Here is a 17,002-nt window from a genome sequence, read left to right as displayed (position 1 = left end):
GCTACGAAATGTATATGAGTCATTGCTCTCCGTGTCAATGGTCAGTGAGCTGGAAGCTCGTAGTTCAGGACGTAGGCATCCGCAGCCATGATCGTGTCGCAGACCTCGACCGCGCGCCCTTCCGAGTCGTAGGCTGTCCGTACCAGCCGGAACACGGGGACACCGGCGGTGAGCTGAAGCAAACGGATCTCTTCCGGAGTTGGCATCCTGGCTGATACCTCCTCGGTGAATCGCTCCAAGGTGTGTCCCAGTTCCTCGATTCGTCCGTAGATGCCGCCAGGTCCGGGGTTTACCTGAGTGATCGCTGTGCCGTGGGCGATGTCAGCCGGGATGTAGGACGTGGCCGTCTCGATCGGCTTTCCGTTGAGCGAGTACCGACGGCTGCGTAGGACGACTGGCTGGTCTTCGGGAACCTTGAGGCGTTCGGCGATCTCTGGAGGCGGTGCTGTCTCTGTCACTTCGATCATGTCGACGTCGGGCTTGGCGCCGTTCTGGTCGGACTCGACGATGAAGGCGGCCTTGCCCTCCTTACGGTGACGCCGCGCGAACCGGTCCGAGGCCAAGCGTCGAACGGGAGGACGTGAGCGGACAAAGACGCCCCGCCCATGCTCCGAAACGATCAAGCCTTCAGCCTGCAAGACTTGAAGAGCATTTCGTACGGTCATGCGGGCGACGGTGTAATGCTCCATGAGCTTGGACTCGGAGGGCAGCCTGTCGCCTTCCTCCAACTGACCTCGCTCGATGGCCGTGCGGAGCTGGTCGGCGATCTGCCGGAAGACGGCCCGGTCACTCGTCGGATCGACGGTCCCGAGCTCCGGCCTGTCGCTGCCCAATGCTCTAACTCCTGGACTCGCAGGTACACGTCATCGAGCCAACGTTACTCATTGGGGGTACTCGGTGCTTGATCGGAACGGTCGGCATTCCGTGAGCGTCGCGGGGGTTGTCGTGGATCGAGACGGCAAGGCCCTGCTGATCCGTCGCAGGGACAACGCTCACTGGGAACCACCGGGCGGAGTTCTTGAGCTCGAGGAGTCCATCGAGGACGGAGTCCGCCGTGAAGTCAAGGAGGAGACCGGTCTTGAGATCGAGCCTGTTGCCTTGACCGGCGTATACAAGAACATGGTCAGGGGCATCGTCGCCCTCGTTTTCCGCTGCACCGCCGTATCCGGTGAGCTGGCCACGAACGATGAGGTGACTGCCTTCCAGTGGGCCACCGCGGAGGAGGTCGTCAGGCTGGCCGATGAGGCGTTCGCGGTGCGAGTGATCGACGCCCTGCATAATGATCGGACCGCAGTGCGCCAGCACGACGGTGTGAACATGCTCTAAGGTCGGCGGTCCCCGCCGCCGACAGATTCGAACGCTTCTGCCGAGGGTTTCCGTGGCTGGAACCACGGAAACCCTCGGCAGAAGCGTTCAACCGGCCGCATTCACATGTTTGAAGGGGCTTCTGCCTCGATTCAGGCGTCCAGCAGGGCGTGAAGCTCTGCGAGGATCTGTTCCCAGGCTGGCATGCGAGCATGCGGCGGCGCGTCCGGATCGAACAGCACGCACACTCCCATCGAGCGCAGCGCATCCAGATTCGCCTTGAAGGCGACATGACGGGGCACGGGCGTCTTTCAGCAGCGGAGCAGCGACGATCGGGACACCGAATCCCATCAGCTCGCACAGCAACCCGACGGCGAACCACCTGCCACGCCGCCGACCTTAGCGACCGAGACGATGTCCGGTCGATCCGTACGGTCGGACCGCAGTGCGCCGGCACGACGGCGTGGACGGGGTCATCGCGGCGTCACTGTCGGGTCGTCGATCCGGATGACCTTGGCGATGAGGCGAGCGGTCTCGGCGATGTCCTCGGCCGGGCCGATCGGCTCGATCTCCGGCGGTGGTATCGGGTCGTCGCGTCTGGCGGGTCGCAGGCCGGGCCAGACCCAGCACCAGACCAGCCCTCCGGCGTCCCCGCGCAGGCGGACCTCCTGGACCAGACCGCTGCCGACCGTGGTGGGCGTCGCGTCGGCGCCGGGATTGCGGACCGTGAGAGCGGGCGGAGTCACGGTCACGGTGAAACCGCAGGCGCGGAGTTCGGCTGCCAGACGTTCGAAATGGTCTCGCGCAGCGGGCGGTACGTGGTTCTCGGGCTCAGGAAGTGCATTCATGGATCGGTCCTCCATTACGGGCTGCCGACCAGAAGTCGTTACAGTGCCCCCGATATGCCCCGGTCAAATGGTGATCTTAGGTTCTCGCCATCGCGGACCTTGATAGTTGAGCAACAATTGAGCTTTCCATCCGGCGGCGGCGTCACAGGGCATGTAGGCATGGATGATGATCGGTCGCCTCCCGCTGGATGAGCAGCTAGCCGTTTTGAAGTCCGTCCTCTCCCGAAACGAGATGCTGCTGGAGGTGCTGCGCGGGACGGCGTCCCTGGCATTGCCCGGCTGGTATGTGACGGCGGGGTGCTTGTTCCAGACCGTGTGGAACGTGGTCACGGACAGGCCCCCCACCAGCGGAATCAAGGACTACGACGTCTTCTACTTCGATGACGGTGACCTGTCATGGGAGGCAGAGGACGCAGTGATCACAGCAGGCAGGGAGGTCTTCGCCGACCTGCCCGTCGAGGTTGAGATCCGCAACGAGGCCCGTGTCCACCTTTGGTACGAGCAGAAGTTCGGCGTCGCATGCCCTCCGCACATGTCCACGGAGTCGGCCATCGACTGCTTCGCGGCGACCACCTGCTGCCTGGGCGTGCGCTTGGAAACGGGGGGCCGGTGGCGCATCTACGCACCGCACGGGCTCTCCGACGTGTTCAACCTTGTCGTGCGCCCCAATCCGGTGCTCGCCCCGCAGGAGGTCTACGAGACCAAGTCGGACCGCTGGCGGCGGCAGTGGCCGGAACTGACCGTACTGGACTGGCCATCTGCGCCCATCACGTCAGAGAAGTCCTCATCCTGATGCGCGGAGTCGGCATCTCGGTCTCGCGGCGGCGCGGTGTGCATTCGGCGCGGTGCGGCCGTGCGCATAGCCGCTGCGCGCCTCGGCGTTCCTTCGGTTCAGCCAGGTCACCGGGGCGACGCGCCGGGGACTTCATTTTCGCGCGCGGTGCGCGGGGAACATCTATAGTCCTTCGCATGGCGGAGGATCGGGAAGCGTGGGGCACGCTGCTCAAGGCCGGGTTCCTGCACGCGCTGCGTGAGGCGCACACGGAGGCGACGCTCGCCGTCTTCGGGGCGATGAGCCGGGCCGCCGGTTTCAAGGAGCGATCGTTCGGCACCGGCGCCTTCGACGTGCTGGAGACCCAGCTCGACCGCGTCTTCCATATCGGCGAGTTCGCCCCGGACCCCGCCGAGGCCGACGAGGACCCGCTCGCGGCGGTGGTGACCCGCCACGATCTGAACGGCTCGCCGGGCTGGCGCTACGGCCGCTACCGGATCCTGCTCAAGCGACACCGGTTCGGCGCGGCGCGGGCGATCCGCTGGGACCGCGACAGCTTCACCAAGCAGGCGGTCGCGCGGCAGGAGTTCCCCGACGACCCGCAGCTGACGCTCGACCTCGGCGTCGGTGCCGTACGCGAGATGGACGACGTGGTGACGCTCGTCCTGGCGCACAGCGCCACCGAGGAGCCGCTGGAGATGGAGCTGTTCCTCGGCCGTCCCCGGCTGAACGCCGACGGCGGTCCGGCGTGGCACTGGCTCCGGGAGCTGACCGACGACACCCTCGGCGCCGACCCGCGCCGTACGCCCGTCCAGTCCACGCTGCCCCTGTGGATCGACGACGAGGCCGACGTTCCCGTGCGGCTGCACCCGCGCCGCGCGGCCGGCGGAGACGCGAGTATCGAAACGGCACAGTGAACGACCACACCACCGGTGAGCGTTCCGGGCAGGTCGCCCGCCGGCTCGCCGAGGCGCGGCTGCTGTTCGACGCCGACCGGCTGACCCTGGCGCGGCGTCTGCGCGGCATGCGAAAGAACCAGCTCGCCCAGGCCGTCGGCACCACCCCGACTGCGATCGGCCAGTACGAGGCGGGCGTGCATCGGCCGTCGGAGAAGACGCTGTCGCGGCTGGCGTTCGCGCTGGGGGTGCCGGTGGAGTTCTTCCACGCCGGGCGTGCCGCCGCGTCGCTGGACACCGCGCACTTCCGGTCGCTGCGCTCCACGACCCAGATCGAACGCGACCAGGCACTCGCGTACGGCCGGATCGCGGCCGACATCGTCACCGCTCTCGAAGAGCTGGTCGAGCTGCCGCAGGCGGAGTTGCCCGAGCGGCCGGTGTCCCCCGAGGAGATCGCCGGGTCCGGCCCGGTGGAGGCCGCGCGGCTGGCGCGTGAGGCGATGGTCGGCGACACAGGCCCCATCCCGCACCTCGTACGGCTGCTGGAGAAGCACGGCGTGATCGTGCTGGTCCTGCCTCCGTCGACGGAGCGCGTCGACGCGTTCAGCATCGGCGCGCATCCGCGGCCCATGGTGCTGTTCAACCCGGCCAAGGGCGACTACTGGCGCAACCGTTTCGACGGCGCGCACGAGCTCGGCCATCTGGTCATGCACGCCGACGCCGAACCGGGCAGCAAGATCATCGAGGATCAGGCCCATCGGTTCGCGGCCGAGTTCCTCATGCCCGAGGCGGCCATCGCGGACCGGCTTCCCGCCACGGCCGACTGGGCGCACCTCGCCGAGCTCAAGTCGACCTGGGGCGTCAGCATGGCGGCGCTGCTCTACCGCGCGCGCACGCTCGGCATCATGAAGGAGAACACCTACCGGAACGCCATGAGCGTGATGAGCGCGCGCGGCTGGCGACGGCAGGAGCCCGGCCCCGCCAGGCCGCTCGAGCGGCCCACCATGCTCACCAGGGCCGTCGAGCTCGTCGCCGACTCCGGCACCGGCCGCGACCTGCTGGCCGACCGCGCGGGCGTCACCCACGCCGACCTCGACCTCCTCGTCCCGAGCCGGGGACTGCCAACGGTGGGATGACGGCGAACGCCACCGAAACGATCATGAATGGCGTACGGTCGGCATCGACCCCTTTCTCGGGAGGCGCGGTGTCCCGGTCATTGATCCCCCTCGTGGTGCTCGCCTGCGTCGGCGGGCTTACGGCCTGCAGCGGCACGGCCGAACACACCGGCTCGGCCTCGTCGTCGACGGCCGCTCCCTGCCCGTCGGCCGCGGAGGTCGTCAAGGTGATGCAGGAGGACATGGGCGACGAGAAGTTCCGCGTGACCGATCCCATCGTGTGCGACCACGGCTGGGCGGCCGCACACGTACAACTCACCACCGCGGAATTCGACCAGACGCGGCTGGTGCTCAGTTACACCGCCGGTCAGTGGCGTGGGGTCACCCATGGCACGGAGGGGCTGTGCGCCGCGGCACGTCCGGACGTGATCCCCCCGGCCGTCAGGGAGGCCCTCGGCCCGCACTGCTGACGGTCCGGCCGAGCGTCACCCGCGCCGACCTTGACCTCCTGGCGCCGCGCCGGTCACTTCCCGCGGTCGGCCGATCGAGGGGGTCCGAGCCCGGCCCGGCATGAAGATCAGCGCCAGGATCGCAGCGACGGCGGCGAGGCCGGCGCTGACGGCGAGCATCAGGACGAGGCCGTGCACGAAGGCGTCCCGCACCGAGTGCAGGAGCGTCGCCGACCTGAGGTCGCGCGCCACGGCGACGCCCGCCTGCACGTTCTTCCGTACGGTGTCGCCGAGCTGGGCGGGGACGCCCGCGGTGTCGACGCGGCCCCGGTAGCCGGCGCTCAGGATGGTGCCGAGCACCGCCACACCGATGGTCGCGCCGACCTGACGCAGCGCCTGGATCAGTGAACTGCCGATGCCGCTGCGCTCCGCCGACAACGCGGCCAAGGCGGAGTCCATCGCGGCGGGGAACACCAGCCCCAGTCCCAGCCCGACGACCGTGAGCCAGGTGCCGCTCAGAAGGTAGCCGGAGTCGACGCCGGTCGCGGTCCCGACGACCATCCCGGCGGCCAGCAGCACGAGGCCGAAGGCGACCGTCACGTTCGATCCGAAGCGTTTGACGAGCCGGTCGGCCGGACCCGCACCGGCCAGGACGCCCACGACGACCGGCAGCAGGCGGATGCCGCTGCCCTGGGCGTCGGTCCCCATCACGGCCTGGAAGTACTGTGGCATGGCGAACAGCGCGCCGAACATGGTGAACGACATCACGGTCGCCATCAGCACGCCCCAGTCGAAGGCGCGGGACCGGAACACCTCCAGGTCGATGAGCGGATGCGCCGTCCTGCGCTCCCATCGGACGAAGAGCAGGCCGGCGGCCAGGCCGGCGACGATCGGCGCCCACGACGCCGGCGAGCCCCAGCCCTTCTCTCCCGCCTCGATGCAGCCGTACGTCAGTCCGCTCAGCGCCAGCGCGGACAGCACGATCCCGAGAAGGTCGACCGGTCGCGGATCGGGTTCGCGTGACTCGGGCAGTAGCAGCGCGACGCCGATGATGGCCGCCACGCAGACCGGCACGTTGATCAGGAACACCGACCCCCACCAGAAGTCGTGCAGCAGCCGGCCGCCGACGATCGGCCCGAGCGGGAAGCTGACGCCCTGGGCGGCCAGCGCGACGGCGAGCGCCCGTGGCCGCTCGTCCTCGTCGAACAGCACCCGCACCACGGAGATGGTCAGCGGGATCAGGAAGGCCCCGCCGAGGCCGAGCGCGCCGCGACCGATGATCAGCACGCCGGGCGAACCGGCGTACGCGCACAGCACGGAGGCGGCGCTGAAGACGACCAGCGCGGCGAGCACCATCCGCTTGCGGCCGTACCGGTCGCCCAGCAGCCCGGCGGGCAGCATGAACGCGGCCAGCACCAGGTTGTAGGCGTCGGCCATCCACTGCAGCGCGCTGGTGGAGGCCCGCAGCTCGGTGGCGAGCGTGGGCAGGGCGATGTTCAGCACCGTCGTATCGAGCCCCACGACCATGCCGGTGAGGGCCAGGGCTCCGATCGCCCACCACCTCCGGTCACCGAGCCTGCTCATCGCGATCGCCACCTTCCCTGAGAGCCTTCATAGGAGTGGACACCGAAAAGATAGTGACTGTCAACTACGAGTTCGCTCTCGCTAAGGCCGCTGTGTAAGCTCCTGGCGAGGCCTCGGTCGTGGGACGGGGATGCGGGGAGACAGCCGGAGGTGGCCGATGACGTCGTCACCCGAGGAGGGCCGGCGATCCCACGAGCCCGCCCGTACGGCCGATGGGCTGCGAGCCCGGAAGAAGGCCAGGACACGGGCCGCGATCCAGCGCGAGGCGCTGCGGCTGTTCGTCGAGAACGGGTACGACGCGACCACCGTCGAGCAGGTCGCCGAGGCCGCCGAGGTCGCCCCCAGCACGGTCTTCCGCTACTTCCCCACCAAGGAGGACCTCGTCATCTCGGACGCCTATGACCCGCTCGTCTACGCGGCGTTCGAGGCCCAGCCGCCCGAGCTGAGCGTCGTCCAGGCCCTGCGCGGGGCGCTCCGCTCGACGCTCGGCGAGCTCTCACCCGAGGAGCTCGCCGAGGGCCGCGAACGCACGGCGCTGATGCTGTCGGTCCCCGCGCTGCGGGGAGCGGGCCTGGGCAACTTCACCGCCACGATGATGACCGTGGCCGACCTGGTGGCCAAGCGGATCAGCCGCGACCCGGACGACCCTCGCGTACGCGTCTTCACCGGGGCGGTGTTCGGCGTCATGCTCGACCTGATGCTCCGCTGGACCGAGGACCCGGAGCTGGATCTGGTCACCGCCCTGGACGAGGCGCTCGCCTTCCTGGAGACGGGCCTCCCGCTGTAACGAGGCCCGTTTTGATCAGGAATGCCGTACGGTCGGCTCTGGCATCTGGACCGTCGACGCCCAGGGGGCTCAGTGTTCCGGCCGTTGTTCCTCATGGTGATCGTCTGCGCGGTCGGCACCGCGGCGTGCCGTTCTCAGGCCGAACACCACCACGCGGCCTCCCCGGCCCCGACCAAGTCGTCCGCCGTGCCGTCGCCGTCTCCCTCGGACGCCTGCGCGTCGGCGTCGGACTTCGTCAAGGAGTCGGCCGCCGGGGGCGCGACGGGTTTCCGGGTGGACGGCCGGATCGTGTGCGACGGCGGCTGGGCGGCCGCGCACATGAAGAACATCCACGGGCTGACCGACCCGAACTGGACGGTGCTCCGGCTGCGCGGCGGCCGGTGGCACCTGGTCACGTACGGGACCGATGGCCTGTGCGACGGCCCGGAGATGAAGTCGGCGCCGGCCAAGATCAAGAAGGCCCTCGGTCCCTACTGCTGACGACGGCTCAAGCGTCGGGTCGGCAGCGCGCTGTTCGGTCGTGCCGCGCGTCAGCCGATGGTCGCGGTGTCGATGACGAACCGGTAGCGGACGTCGGATGCCAGGACACGCTCGTACGCCTCGTTGATCCGGTCCGCTGAGATCAGCTCGATGTCGGCGCCGATGCGGTGCTCGGCGCAGAAGTTCAGCATCTCCTGCGTCTCGGCGATGCCGCCGATCATCGACCCGGCGTAGGAGCGCCGGCCGCTCAGGAGCGAGAACACGTTGAGGCTCAGCGGCTCGGCGGGGGCGCCGACGTTGACCAAGGTGCCGTCCACGGCGAGCAGGCCGAGGTAGGCATCGACGTCGATACGGGCGCTGACGGTGTTGACGATCAGGTCGAACCGGCCGGCGAGTTTCTCGAACGTGTCGGGGTCGCTGGTGGCGTGGTAGTGGTCGGCTCCGAGCCGCAGTCCGTCCTCCTGCTTCTTCAACGATTGCGAGAGCACGGTGACCTCGGCGCCCATGGCGTGGGCGATCTTGACGGCCATGTGCCCGAGCCCGCCGAGGCCGACGACGGCGACCTTCTTGCCCGGGCCGGCCGCCCAGTGACGCAGCGGCGAGTAGGTGGTGATACCGGCGCACAGCAGCGGCGCCGCGGCCGCCGAGTCGATGCCCTCGGGCACCGACAGGACGAAGTCGGCGTCGACGACGACGTGCGTGGAGTAGCCGCCCTGCGTGACGGTGCCGTCCCGGTCGGTGCCCGCGTAGGTGGGCACCATCCCGTTCAGGCAGTACTGCTCGTCGCCGTTGCGGCAGTTGGCGCACCGGCCGCAGGAGTTGACCATGCAGCCGACCCCGACGCGGTCACCCACCTGGTGCCGGGTGACGGCGGGGCCGACCTCGGCGACGATGCCGACGATCTCGTGGCCGGGGACCACGGGATAGGGCTGGGGGCCCCAGTCGCCGTTGACAGTGTGGATGTCGGAGTGGCAGATGCCGGCGTACTTGATCTCGATGAGGACGTCGTTCGGGCCGACGTCACGCCGTTCGATGATCGTGGGGGCCAGCGGCTCGGCGGCGGCCGGTGCTGCGTAAGCGTGGACACGCATGAAGATTGCTCCTTTGATCGTGGCCTTCTTCGCTCCCGAGGTACTCCCGAGGTGGCCGCTATCCATCAAAAGCTCTCGTTCAGGTAGGAGGAAGGCACTGCTGAAAGGTGTACTGGCAGGGCACCTTTGGCAGGTGCGGGGCCGCCTAGCCTGGGAAGAGTGGACCACCGCAGCGAGATCCGTGAGTTCCTGACCTCACGCCGGGCCAAGATCAGCCCGCGGCAGGCCGGGCTGCCCTCCTACGGCACCCGCCGGGTCCCCGGCCTGCGCCGCGCCGAGGTCGCCCAGTTGGCCGGCGTCAGCGTGGAGTACTACTCCCGCCTGGAACGCGGCGACCTGTCCGGAGTCTCCGACAGCGTCCTGGACGCCCTGGCCCGTGCCCTGCGGCTGAACGATGAAGAACGCACCCATCTGGAGGATCTGGCCCGGATCGCCGGGCCCGGGCAGCGCCGTCGGCGCCGCTCCACCCCGCAGCAGGTACGGCCCACGGTGCAGCGGATGCTGGACGCCATGACCGAAGCGCCGGCGTTCGTCATGAACGGCCGCGGAGACGTCCTGGCGACCAACGCTCTGGGCCGCGCTCTGTACGCCCCCATGATCGACGCGGCCGGTGGCGCCACCCCCAACCACTCCCGGTTCATCTTCCTCGACCCCAGATCCCGCCTGTTCTGGGGTGACTGGGACCGCGCCGCCGACGACACCGTCGCCCTCCTGCACGCCCAGGCCGCCCGGGACCCCTACGACAAGGACCTCACCGACCTCATCGGCGAACTGTCCACCCGCAGCGACGATTTCCGCGCCCGCTGGGCCCGCCACGACGTCCGCCAGCACCACATCGGTGCCAAGCCCTTCCGCCACCCCGTCGTCGGCGACCTCCACCTCACCTACGAATCCCTGGATCTGTCCGCCGACGGCCTCATCCTGGTCGTCTACGGCACCGAAGCGGGCAGCGACTCCGAGGAAAAACTCCGCCTGCTCGCCAGCTGGGCCACCACGTCCGAGTCTCCTCACCGGCCGCTACTCCCGTGAGCCGATGACGTCGGCGGGGCGGGCGGCGAGCGCGAGGCGGGCGGGCAGGACCGTCGCGAGCAGCGCGAGCACCGACGCCGTTCCGATGACGCTGAGGAACGTCATCAACGGGACGTACGGCGCGGCCGACCCGACCATCCCGGTGGCGAAGGCCGCCAGTGTGACCAGGGCGACGACCGTGCCGAGGGCCACGGCCGTCGACACGACCACCAGCGTCTCCCAGCGGAGCATCCGCATGACCTGCCGGCGGGTGGTGCCGACGATCCGCAGCAGGGCGAACTCCCGGGCGCGGTCGGCCGTCGCCATGGCGAGAGTGTTCACGACCGCGATGCCGGTGAAGGCGATGATCAGCCCCATGGCGACGTAGTTCACCTCGGCGTTCGCCGTGGCCCGAGCCTGCGTCACCGCGGCCTGGTCGAGGACGGCGACGCCGGGGTACGGCCGGACCGCCGACCGGAGGGCGTCCGCTCCGGCCGGGCCGGCGACGAGCACCGTGTCGGCGCGGGGGTCGTCGACGTGCGCGGCGAGCAGGTCGTGGGCGACGGTCAGGTCGCCGAAGCCGAGGCCCCGGCCGTAGACCGCGACGACCCGGGGGGCGAACGGCGTGCCGTCGCCGAGCGTCATGCGGACCTGGTCGCCGACGTGGACGCCGAGGCGGGCGGCGGCGGTCGTGCTGACCGCGACGGTGCCGGCGTCCAGCCGGGCCGGCGAGCCCGTTCGCACGTCGAGGTTCATGGTGCGGGAGAGCCCGGCGGGCGTGACGCCCTGGACGCCATAGTTCTCCAGCCCGACGCGTACGGTGCTGTGCAGGACCTCGGTGACCGTCGTGACGCCCCGGGTGCGCCGGAGCGCGTCGGCGGCCTCGGCGGGCACCTTCGGGCCGAGCACGTGCGCGGCGACGGTGCCCGCGTTCGCCTGTTCGGTGGCGGCGTGGCCCATCGTCGTCTGGGAGAACAGGATCGTGCAGGTCAGGCCCACCAAGAGGGTGAGCGGGGCGATGACCGAGCCGACCAGGCGGGAGCGGCTCCGCAGGTTCGCGGCGGCGAGGTGGCCGCCGATCGGAGACGTCCGCAGCGGCGGGCCCAGCAGGGTGACCGTGACGCGGGCGATCACCGGCGCCAGCAGGGACACGGCGACGGTCCACACGATCGCGGTGAGCATCGTGACCGGGCTGGAGGCCGCCTCGGTGTTCAGGGACGACAGGACGAGCGTGAGCACGACGCCACCGGCGAGGAACGCCAGGCCGGCCAGGACCCGGCCCGGACCGGTGCGCCGGCTGATCGCCGCCTCGCCGAGCGCCTCGACAGGCCGGATCCGGGCCGAGCGACGTGCCGACAGCCGGGCCGCCGCCCAGGCCGCCACGACGGCGGCCAGTACCGCGGCGAACATCGGGAAGGGGCTGAGCACGAGGTTCAGCGTGGACGGCAGCGCGCCGAGGGCACGGAACCGGTCGCGCAGCCAGAGCGCCAGAAGGGGGCCGGCGGCGGCGCCGAGCGCGCCCGCGCCGAGGCTGACGATGAGCGCCTCGCGTCCGATCATCCGGCGGATCTGGCGCGGCGTCGCGGCCACGGCGCGCAGCAGCGCGATCTCCCGCTCCCGTTGCTGGATGGAGAGGGCGAACGTCCCGGAGACGACGAGGATGGCCACGAGCAGCGCCGTGCCGCCGAGCGCGCCGCCCATGCTGATCAGCTTGATCCGGGCCTTCTCCGCGTCCCAGAACTCCGCCCGGCCCCGGTCCGCGCCGGTGTGCACGGTCGCGGACGTCCCCTTGAGGGCGGCGGCGACCCGGTCCGCGGTGTCCGCCGGGAACACACCGATCGCGCTGACCGCCCCGGCACGTCCGGCGAGCCGCCGCGCCTCATCGGTCGAGAAGAAGATAGCCGTCTGGTGCGGGAGCGCCTCGCGGGTGACGCCGACGACCCGGTGGACACCGGTGGAGACGGCCGAGGCGACGGGCACGCGCGAGCCCACGTGCAGCCGAGCCGTACGCGCGGTGGCGGCGTCGACCACCACTTCGTCCGCTGCGGACGGCGCCCGGCCGGCCGCCAGGGTGAACGGGGTGAGCGCGGCCGACTCCCAGCCGTGCCCGTACGAGCTCCCCGGCGCGGTGCCCGGGATCTCGGCGGGGAAGGTCACCTCGGTGACCACCGAGCGCACGCCCGGCACGGCGCGGAGGCGGTCCGCCGTCGCGGCCGGCAGCCAGGCGCGCTCGGCGATGCCCTTGGCCTTGTGCTTGACCTTGCCCTTCTTCACCTTGTCCTGGTGGACGTACTGGTCGCCGGTGACGAGGATCGGCGCCCCGGCGTACCGTTCGGGCGCGATGGTGCCGCGCAGCCCCGTCTCGAGCAGGGCCCCGCAGGCGCAGACGAGCGCGGCCGCGCAGAACAGCGCGAGGAACGCCCCGGCGAACCCGGCCTTGCGGTGCCGCAGAGTGTTCAGGACCAGTCCGAGCATCAGTTCCACGCTCCCAGCCGGGTCATGCGGGCGGCGACCTTCTCACTGGTCGGAGCGTCCATCGCGTCGGCGATCCGGCCGTCGGCGAGGAACAGCACCGTGTCGGCGTACGACGCGGCGACCGGGTCGTGAGTGACCATGACGACGGTCTGTCCCATCCCGTCCACCGTCTCGCGCAGCAGGGAGAGCACCTCGCGGGCGGTCATCGTGTCCAGCGCCCCGGTCGGCTCGTCGCCGAAGACGACCTCCGGCCGGGTCACGAGGGCGCGGGCGATCGCCACGCGCTGCTGCTGTCCGCCGGACAGCTGGGCCGGCCGGTGCCCGACGCGCTCCGTCAGCCCGACCCGCGCGACGATCTCCTTCAGCCACGCGCGGTCCACCTTCGTACGGGACAGCCGCAGCGGGAGGGTGATGTTCTGCTCGACCGTCAGCGACGAGACGAGGTTGAACGCCTGGAACACGAACCCGACCCGTCGGCGCCGCAGCTCCGTCAGCCGGGTCTCGTTCATCCCCGACAGCTCGGTCCCGCCGAGCCGAACGGTGCCGGACGTCGGAGTGTCCAGCCCCGCGGCGCAGTGCAGGAACGTGCTCTTGCCCGACCCGGACGGCCCCATCACCGCCGTGAACCGGCCGCGCGGAACGCCGACCGACACCTCCCGGAGCGCGGCGACCGCGCCCCTGCCCTTCCCGTACACCTTGCTCACCGCGTTCATCAGCACGACGTCATCCATGCCGACAAGTCTCGTGAGCTGGGGTTTTCCGGGCCAGAGACGTGCTCACAAGCCGACTATGATCTCGTCATGCTCCGTTCCGTGACGGGCCCCTGGTACACATGACCCTGTGATCAAGGTGTTGCTGGCCGATGACCACGCCGTGGTCCGGGGGGCCCTGGCCGCGCTGCTGTCCCTGGAGCCGGACCTCGAGGTGGTGGCCGAGGTCGACCGCGGCGACGAGGTGCTGCCGGCCGTGCTGCGGCACCGTCCGGACGTCGCGGTGCTCGACATCGACATGCCCGGCGCCGACGGCCTGACCGCGGCCGCGGCCGTGCACGAGGCGCACCCGGAGTGCCGGACGCTGATCCTGACCGGGCACGGCAAGCCCGGCCACCTGCGCCGGGCGCTGACCGCGCACGCCGGCGGGTTCCTGCTGAAGACCGCGCCGCCGGACGAGTTGGTCGCCGGGATCCGGGCCGTCGCCGCGGGACGGCGGGTGCTCGACCCGAACCTGGCGCTGACCGCGTGGGACCTCGCCGACAACCCGCTGACGCCCCGCGAGACGGACGTCCTGCGGCTGGCGGCCGAGGGCGCCGAGGCGCCGGAGATCGCCGAGCGGCTCCACCTGTCGGCCGGGACGGTACGGAACTACCTGACCGCCGTCGTCGACAAGCTCAACGCGCGCAACCGCACCGACGCCGCCCGGATCGCCAAGGAGATGGGCTGGATCTGATCCTCGGCGACCGGCCCCGGGACCGATCGCGCCCGCCTCGGCTTCCGGTCACGGCACCAGAGCGCCGGCCCGCGATCAGGAGGGTTCGGCGTCCGGTCGTACGCGGGCCTGGAGGTGGAAGCCGCCGGTGCCGTCGGCGCGGGCGGTGAGGGTGCCGTCGATGGCGGCCAGGCGGGTGGTGAGGTTGCCGATGCCCGAACCGGGTGGGGTGCGCCGGGCCCGCGGGTCGAGCCCGTCGTTCTCCACCGTGAGGGTGACCAGGCCGTCCTCGCTCGCCGTCGTGATGACGCAATTCCGTGCCGAGCTGTGCCGCAGCACGTTGGTCACCGCCTCCCGGAGCACCGCGCTCAGCACGGTGGCCGCCGGGCCGGGCAGCGGGCCGTGGCCGAGTTCGACCCGGGTCTCGACGCCCGCCGCCGTCAGCACCGAACGCGCGGACTCGACCTCGGTGTCCAGTGACATCTCCGGTTCGCCAGCTCCGGAGGCGGTGCGCAGGTCCGCGCGGGCCCGCTCGGCCATCGCGACGACCTCGGTGAGCTCGGCCCGGGCCCGTACCGGGTCGACCTCCCCGAGCCGCCGGGCCAGCTCGCACTTGAGCAGCATCGCCGCGAGGCTGTGCCCGAGCAGGTCGTGCAGGTCGCGGGCGGCGCGGAGGCGTTCCTGGACGGTCGCCGCCCGGGCCAGCTCCTCGCCGGCCGCCCGCAGGTCGTGGACGAGCCGGGCGAGGCGGACCAGCCCGTAGACCACCAGGCCGGTGACGAGCGTGCTCACGGTGTAGTTGACGATCCGTGCCGGGCCGAGCGACAGCGCGGCGGCCATCGCTCCGGTTCCCGCCATCGTCGCGGCCACGAGCGGCGCGCCGATCCGGATCGGCAGGGCCACGAGGAAGGTGCCCGCGAGGAAGCCCATGGCGCCGATCCAGGTCGCGCCGAACCACAGGACCGGGGCGAGGCTGAGCAGCGCCTGCGCGGCGATGAGCGCGTACCGGTGGCGCGGCCGGTCGTCGACCGCCCAGCGCAGCTGCAGTCCCGCGATGAGGCCCATCCCGGCGATGGCCGCGGCCAGGTCCACTCCCCAGGGGAGCTGCAGGAGCGCCTTCACGCAGAAGCCCGTCACCACCACCGCGAGGAGGGTCACCGACAGGCCGTACGCCGTGCGGTCGGGCAGGCTGACCGGCCGCGGCGTGGCCGCGATCGTCGCCTCCACCGCGAACCGGCCGTCGGCGCCGAGCCCGGTCGTCAGCGTGCCTCCGGCCGCCTCGACCCGCGCGGCGGCGTCCGCCAGCCCCTCCTCGCCGCGCGCGGCCGTGGGCGGGCCGTCGTTGCTCACCCGGAGCCGTACCGTGCCGTCCCGCTCGGAGGTCTCGATGACGCAGCGGGTCGCCGTGCCCTGGCGTACGACCTCGGTGACGGACTCGCGCAGCACGGTGGCCAGCAGCGCGCCCGCCGAGCCGAGCGGCTCCTCGTGCCCGGCGCGCACCTCCGCCTCGATCCCGGCCGCCGCCAGCAGCGCCCGCGCCGCCGCCGCCTCGGGCGCGAGGGACATGGCGCGGAATCCGGCGGCCGCCGCCCGCGCGTCGGCCAGTGAACCGCGGGCCACGCGCAGGACCTCGTCGATCTCCTCGGGGTGGTCGAGGGCGCGACGGCTCCCCATCGTGATGGCGTCCAGGCCGCGGCCGATGCCGGTGTTCAGCTCGTCGGCGATGCGCAGCCGCTCGCGGGAGACGGCCGCCATCGTCAGCGCCGGCCGGGCCGCGGCAAGGTCGGCGACCCGATGGGCCAGCCGCACGAGACCGTAGACGACCAGCGCGCCGAGCACCGGCGTGATCGCCGAGTCGACCGCGCCGGCCGCGTCCGGGGACCGCAACGCGGCGATCACCGCGGCGCTCCCGAGCACCGCGACGGCGGGCAGGACGTTCGACGCCAGCAGCGCCGATCCGGCGACCAGGCCGAGGATCCCGACGGAGGTGCCGAACACGAGCACGTCGACGTACGCCACGACCGCCTGGACGAGGAGCAGCGCGACGCCCCGGAACCTCGCCGCACGGGGCACGACCCAGGCCAGCTGCAGTGTGAAGACGGCCACCGTGAGCGCCACCGTCCCGATGACCCGCCCCGCTCCGCCGGCGCCGAAGGGCACGGCGAAGAGGTAGACGTCGGTGAGGGCCGCGAGGACGATCACTACGGTCAGGCGTGCCAGGGCGGGTCCCGGCGCCGACCCCGCGTACGGCGGGCGCTGCTGCGAAACCATCCCTGCCGGGAATCTCCTCTCACGACGGCCGACCCGGGAACGCGGCACCGCCGCGCCGGTGCCCGACGACAGGGGTCCTTCGGCTTCAGGCCCTTCGCAGCGTCGGCCGGTTCAGCCGGCCGTGGACGAGGCGGGGGTGCAGGTGGTCGATCTCGATGCGGCGGCCCTCGGTCACGCAGTAGATGCGAAAGCCGCCCGGGCGGCCCTCGGCCTCGGCCTCACGGTCGATCTCGCCGGAGTCCGCCTTGCCCTTGAACCAGTCGCCCAGGGAGTATTCGTCGGCGAACAGGGGTGACTCGGCGTGCCGCCCCGTCGGGTCGATGTAGAGCACCTGATAACTGCAGCCGGCCGGCGGGTAGCTCATATCCGTCCCTTTCCGCCGCACGAGCCGCAGTCCTGCTGCACGCTGTTCTTCCCGGTGCCCCGGCAGACCGGGCAGGTCTTGCCGATGGGGGGTGCGCTGTGCTTGCCCACCGTCGCACCGCCTCCTCACTCC

18 protein-coding genes are annotated in these 17,002 nt (G+C 71.2%); 9 read left to right on the top strand and 9 right to left on the bottom strand.

Annotated elements, in window-relative coordinates; genetic code table 11:
• Positions 1–41 precede the first annotated feature (41 nt).
• On the bottom strand, positions 42–833 hold the full coding sequence (locus tag ACYVF7_RS03140; RefSeq protein ID WP_460334540.1) for a GntR family transcriptional regulator: 792 nt from the start codon (positions 831–833) through the stop codon (positions 42–44).
• Between the two features lie 91 nt (positions 834–924).
• Here ACYVF7_RS03140 and ACYVF7_RS03135 point away from each other — a divergent pair, with 91 nt between their 5' ends.
• Positions 925–1,326, top strand: a complete 402-nt coding sequence (locus ACYVF7_RS03135; RefSeq protein ID WP_460334537.1) for an NUDIX hydrolase — start codon at positions 925–927, stop codon at positions 1,324–1,326.
• A 131-nt stretch (positions 1,327–1,457) separates the two neighbouring features.
• Here the strand turns inward: ACYVF7_RS03135 and ACYVF7_RS03130 are convergent, their stop codons facing one another.
• Positions 1,458–1,607, bottom strand: a complete 150-nt coding sequence (locus ACYVF7_RS03130) for a hypothetical protein (protein ID WP_460334534.1) — start codon at positions 1,605–1,607, stop codon at positions 1,458–1,460.
• A 171-nt stretch (positions 1,608–1,778) separates the two neighbouring features.
• Positions 1,779–2,153: a hypothetical protein gene (locus tag ACYVF7_RS03125; protein ID WP_460334531.1), complete on the bottom strand. Its 375-nt coding sequence runs from the start codon at positions 2,151–2,153 to the stop codon at positions 1,779–1,781.
• 163 nt (positions 2,154–2,316) lie between these two features.
• Here ACYVF7_RS03125 and ACYVF7_RS03120 point away from each other — a divergent pair, with 163 nt between their 5' ends.
• The 4 genes from ACYVF7_RS03120 to ACYVF7_RS03105 all read left to right on the top strand — a co-directional run bounded on the left by ACYVF7_RS03120 (position 2,317) and on the right by ACYVF7_RS03105 (position 5,406).
• Complete coding sequence (locus tag ACYVF7_RS03120) at positions 2,317–2,946, top strand: nucleotidyltransferase family protein (protein ID WP_460334528.1); 630 nt, start codon at positions 2,317–2,319, stop codon at positions 2,944–2,946.
• A 176-nt stretch (positions 2,947–3,122) separates the two neighbouring features.
• The gene (locus tag ACYVF7_RS03115) at positions 3,123–3,842 is read left to right on the top strand and encodes a hypothetical protein (RefSeq protein ID WP_460334525.1); all 720 of its coding nucleotides are present in this window, start codon (positions 3,123–3,125) and stop codon (positions 3,840–3,842) included.
• The gene (locus ACYVF7_RS03110) at positions 3,839–4,957 is read left to right on the top strand and encodes an XRE family transcriptional regulator (RefSeq protein ID WP_460334522.1); all 1,119 of its coding nucleotides are present in this window, start codon (positions 3,839–3,841) and stop codon (positions 4,955–4,957) included. Before ACYVF7_RS03115 ends, ACYVF7_RS03110 begins: the two co-directional genes overlap by 4 nt.
• Before the next feature lie 68 nt (positions 4,958–5,025).
• Positions 5,026–5,406, top strand: coding sequence for a hypothetical protein (locus tag ACYVF7_RS03105; protein WP_460334519.1), 381 nt, complete (start codon positions 5,026–5,028; stop codon positions 5,404–5,406).
• A 15-nt stretch (positions 5,407–5,421) separates the two neighbouring features.
• Here the strand turns inward: ACYVF7_RS03105 and ACYVF7_RS03100 are convergent, their stop codons facing one another.
• Positions 5,422–6,969 carry an MFS transporter gene (locus ACYVF7_RS03100; protein ID WP_460334516.1) on the bottom strand — a complete coding sequence of 516 codons (1,548 nt, stop codon included), beginning with the start codon at positions 6,967–6,969 and terminating at the stop codon, positions 5,422–5,424.
• A 157-nt stretch (positions 6,970–7,126) separates the two neighbouring features.
• Here ACYVF7_RS03100 and ACYVF7_RS03095 point away from each other — a divergent pair, with 157 nt between their 5' ends.
• Positions 7,127–7,756 (top strand): acyl-CoA-like ligand-binding transcription factor, encoded by a 630-nt coding sequence (locus tag ACYVF7_RS03095; protein WP_460334513.1) that lies wholly within the window; start codon positions 7,127–7,129, stop codon positions 7,754–7,756.
• Positions 7,757–7,828: 72 nt separating this feature from the next.
• Positions 7,829–8,236, top strand: a complete 408-nt coding sequence (locus ACYVF7_RS03090; RefSeq protein ID WP_460334510.1) for a hypothetical protein — start codon at positions 7,829–7,831, stop codon at positions 8,234–8,236.
• 50 nt (positions 8,237–8,286) lie between these two features.
• On the opposite strand, the gene ACYVF7_RS03085 is transcribed toward ACYVF7_RS03090, so the two are convergent.
• Positions 8,287–9,327 carry an NAD(P)-dependent alcohol dehydrogenase gene (locus ACYVF7_RS03085; protein WP_460334507.1) on the bottom strand — a complete coding sequence of 347 codons (1,041 nt, stop codon included), beginning with the start codon at positions 9,325–9,327 and terminating at the stop codon, positions 8,287–8,289.
• Between the two features lie 159 nt (positions 9,328–9,486).
• Between ACYVF7_RS03085 and ACYVF7_RS03080 the strand changes: the two genes are divergently transcribed.
• Positions 9,487–10,356, top strand: coding sequence for a helix-turn-helix domain-containing protein (locus tag ACYVF7_RS03080; protein WP_460334504.1), 870 nt, complete (start codon positions 9,487–9,489; stop codon positions 10,354–10,356).
• Here the strand turns inward: ACYVF7_RS03080 and ACYVF7_RS03075 are convergent.
• Both ACYVF7_RS03075 and ACYVF7_RS03070 read right to left on the bottom strand, forming a co-directional pair.
• Positions 10,345–12,810, bottom strand: a complete 2,466-nt coding sequence (locus ACYVF7_RS03075) for an FtsX-like permease family protein (RefSeq protein ID WP_460334501.1) — start codon at positions 12,808–12,810, stop codon at positions 10,345–10,347. The genes ACYVF7_RS03080 and ACYVF7_RS03075 overlap by 12 nt on opposite strands.
• Positions 12,810–13,541 (bottom strand): ABC transporter ATP-binding protein, encoded by a 732-nt coding sequence (locus tag ACYVF7_RS03070; protein ID WP_460334497.1) that lies wholly within the window; start codon positions 13,539–13,541, stop codon positions 12,810–12,812. Before ACYVF7_RS03070 ends, ACYVF7_RS03075 begins: the two co-directional genes overlap by 1 nt.
• A gap of 109 nt (positions 13,542–13,650) precedes the next feature.
• Between ACYVF7_RS03070 and ACYVF7_RS03065 the strand changes: the two genes are divergently transcribed.
• Entirely contained in the window at positions 13,651–14,256 is a 606-nt protein-coding gene (locus ACYVF7_RS03065) for a response regulator transcription factor (RefSeq protein WP_460334495.1), read from the top strand.
• Between the two features lie 75 nt (positions 14,257–14,331).
• Here the strand turns inward: ACYVF7_RS03065 and ACYVF7_RS03060 are convergent, their stop codons facing one another.
• Together ACYVF7_RS03060 and ACYVF7_RS03055 are read right to left on the bottom strand one after the other, a co-directional pair.
• Positions 14,332–16,506 carry a sensor histidine kinase gene (locus ACYVF7_RS03060; protein WP_460334492.1) on the bottom strand — a complete coding sequence of 725 codons (2,175 nt, stop codon included), beginning with the start codon at positions 16,504–16,506 and terminating at the stop codon, positions 14,332–14,334.
• An 85-nt stretch (positions 16,507–16,591) separates the two neighbouring features.
• Entirely contained in the window at positions 16,592–16,870 is a 279-nt protein-coding gene (locus tag ACYVF7_RS03055) for a hypothetical protein (RefSeq protein ID WP_460334489.1), read from the bottom strand.
• Between the last annotated feature and the right edge of the window lie 132 nt (positions 16,871–17,002).

This window comes from Actinoallomurus acanthiterrae (assembly GCF_054775715.1).
This window is presented reverse-complemented; position numbering and strand designations above follow the sequence as displayed.

Coding starts and splice junctions, on each gene's coding strand:
- ACYVF7_RS03125 (WP_460334531.1), bottom strand. CDS start 2,153: ATGAATGCACTTCCTGAGCCCGAGAACCACGTACCGCCCGCTGCGCGA.
- ACYVF7_RS03120 (WP_460334528.1), top strand. CDS start 2,317: ATGATGATCGGTCGCCTCCCGCTGGATGAGCAGCTAGCCGTTTTGAAG.
- ACYVF7_RS03115 (WP_460334525.1), top strand. CDS start 3,123: ATGGCGGAGGATCGGGAAGCGTGGGGCACGCTGCTCAAGGCCGGGTTC.
- ACYVF7_RS03100 (WP_460334516.1), bottom strand. CDS start 6,969: ATGAGCAGGCTCGGTGACCGGAGGTGGTGGGCGATCGGAGCCCTGGCC.
- ACYVF7_RS03095 (WP_460334513.1), top strand. CDS start 7,127: ATGACGTCGTCACCCGAGGAGGGCCGGCGATCCCACGAGCCCGCCCGT.
- ACYVF7_RS03085 (WP_460334507.1), bottom strand. CDS start 9,327: ATGCGTGTCCACGCTTACGCAGCACCGGCCGCCGCCGAGCCGCTGGCC.
- ACYVF7_RS03075 (WP_460334501.1), bottom strand. CDS start 12,810: ATGCTCGGACTGGTCCTGAACACTCTGCGGCACCGCAAGGCCGGGTTC.
- ACYVF7_RS03070 (WP_460334497.1), bottom strand. CDS start 13,541: ATGGATGACGTCGTGCTGATGAACGCGGTGAGCAAGGTGTACGGGAAG.
- ACYVF7_RS03060 (WP_460334492.1), bottom strand. CDS start 16,506: ATGGTTTCGCAGCAGCGCCCGCCGTACGCGGGGTCGGCGCCGGGACCC.
- ACYVF7_RS03055 (WP_460334489.1), bottom strand. CDS start 16,870: ATGAGCTACCCGCCGGCCGGCTGCAGTTATCAGGTGCTCTACATCGAC.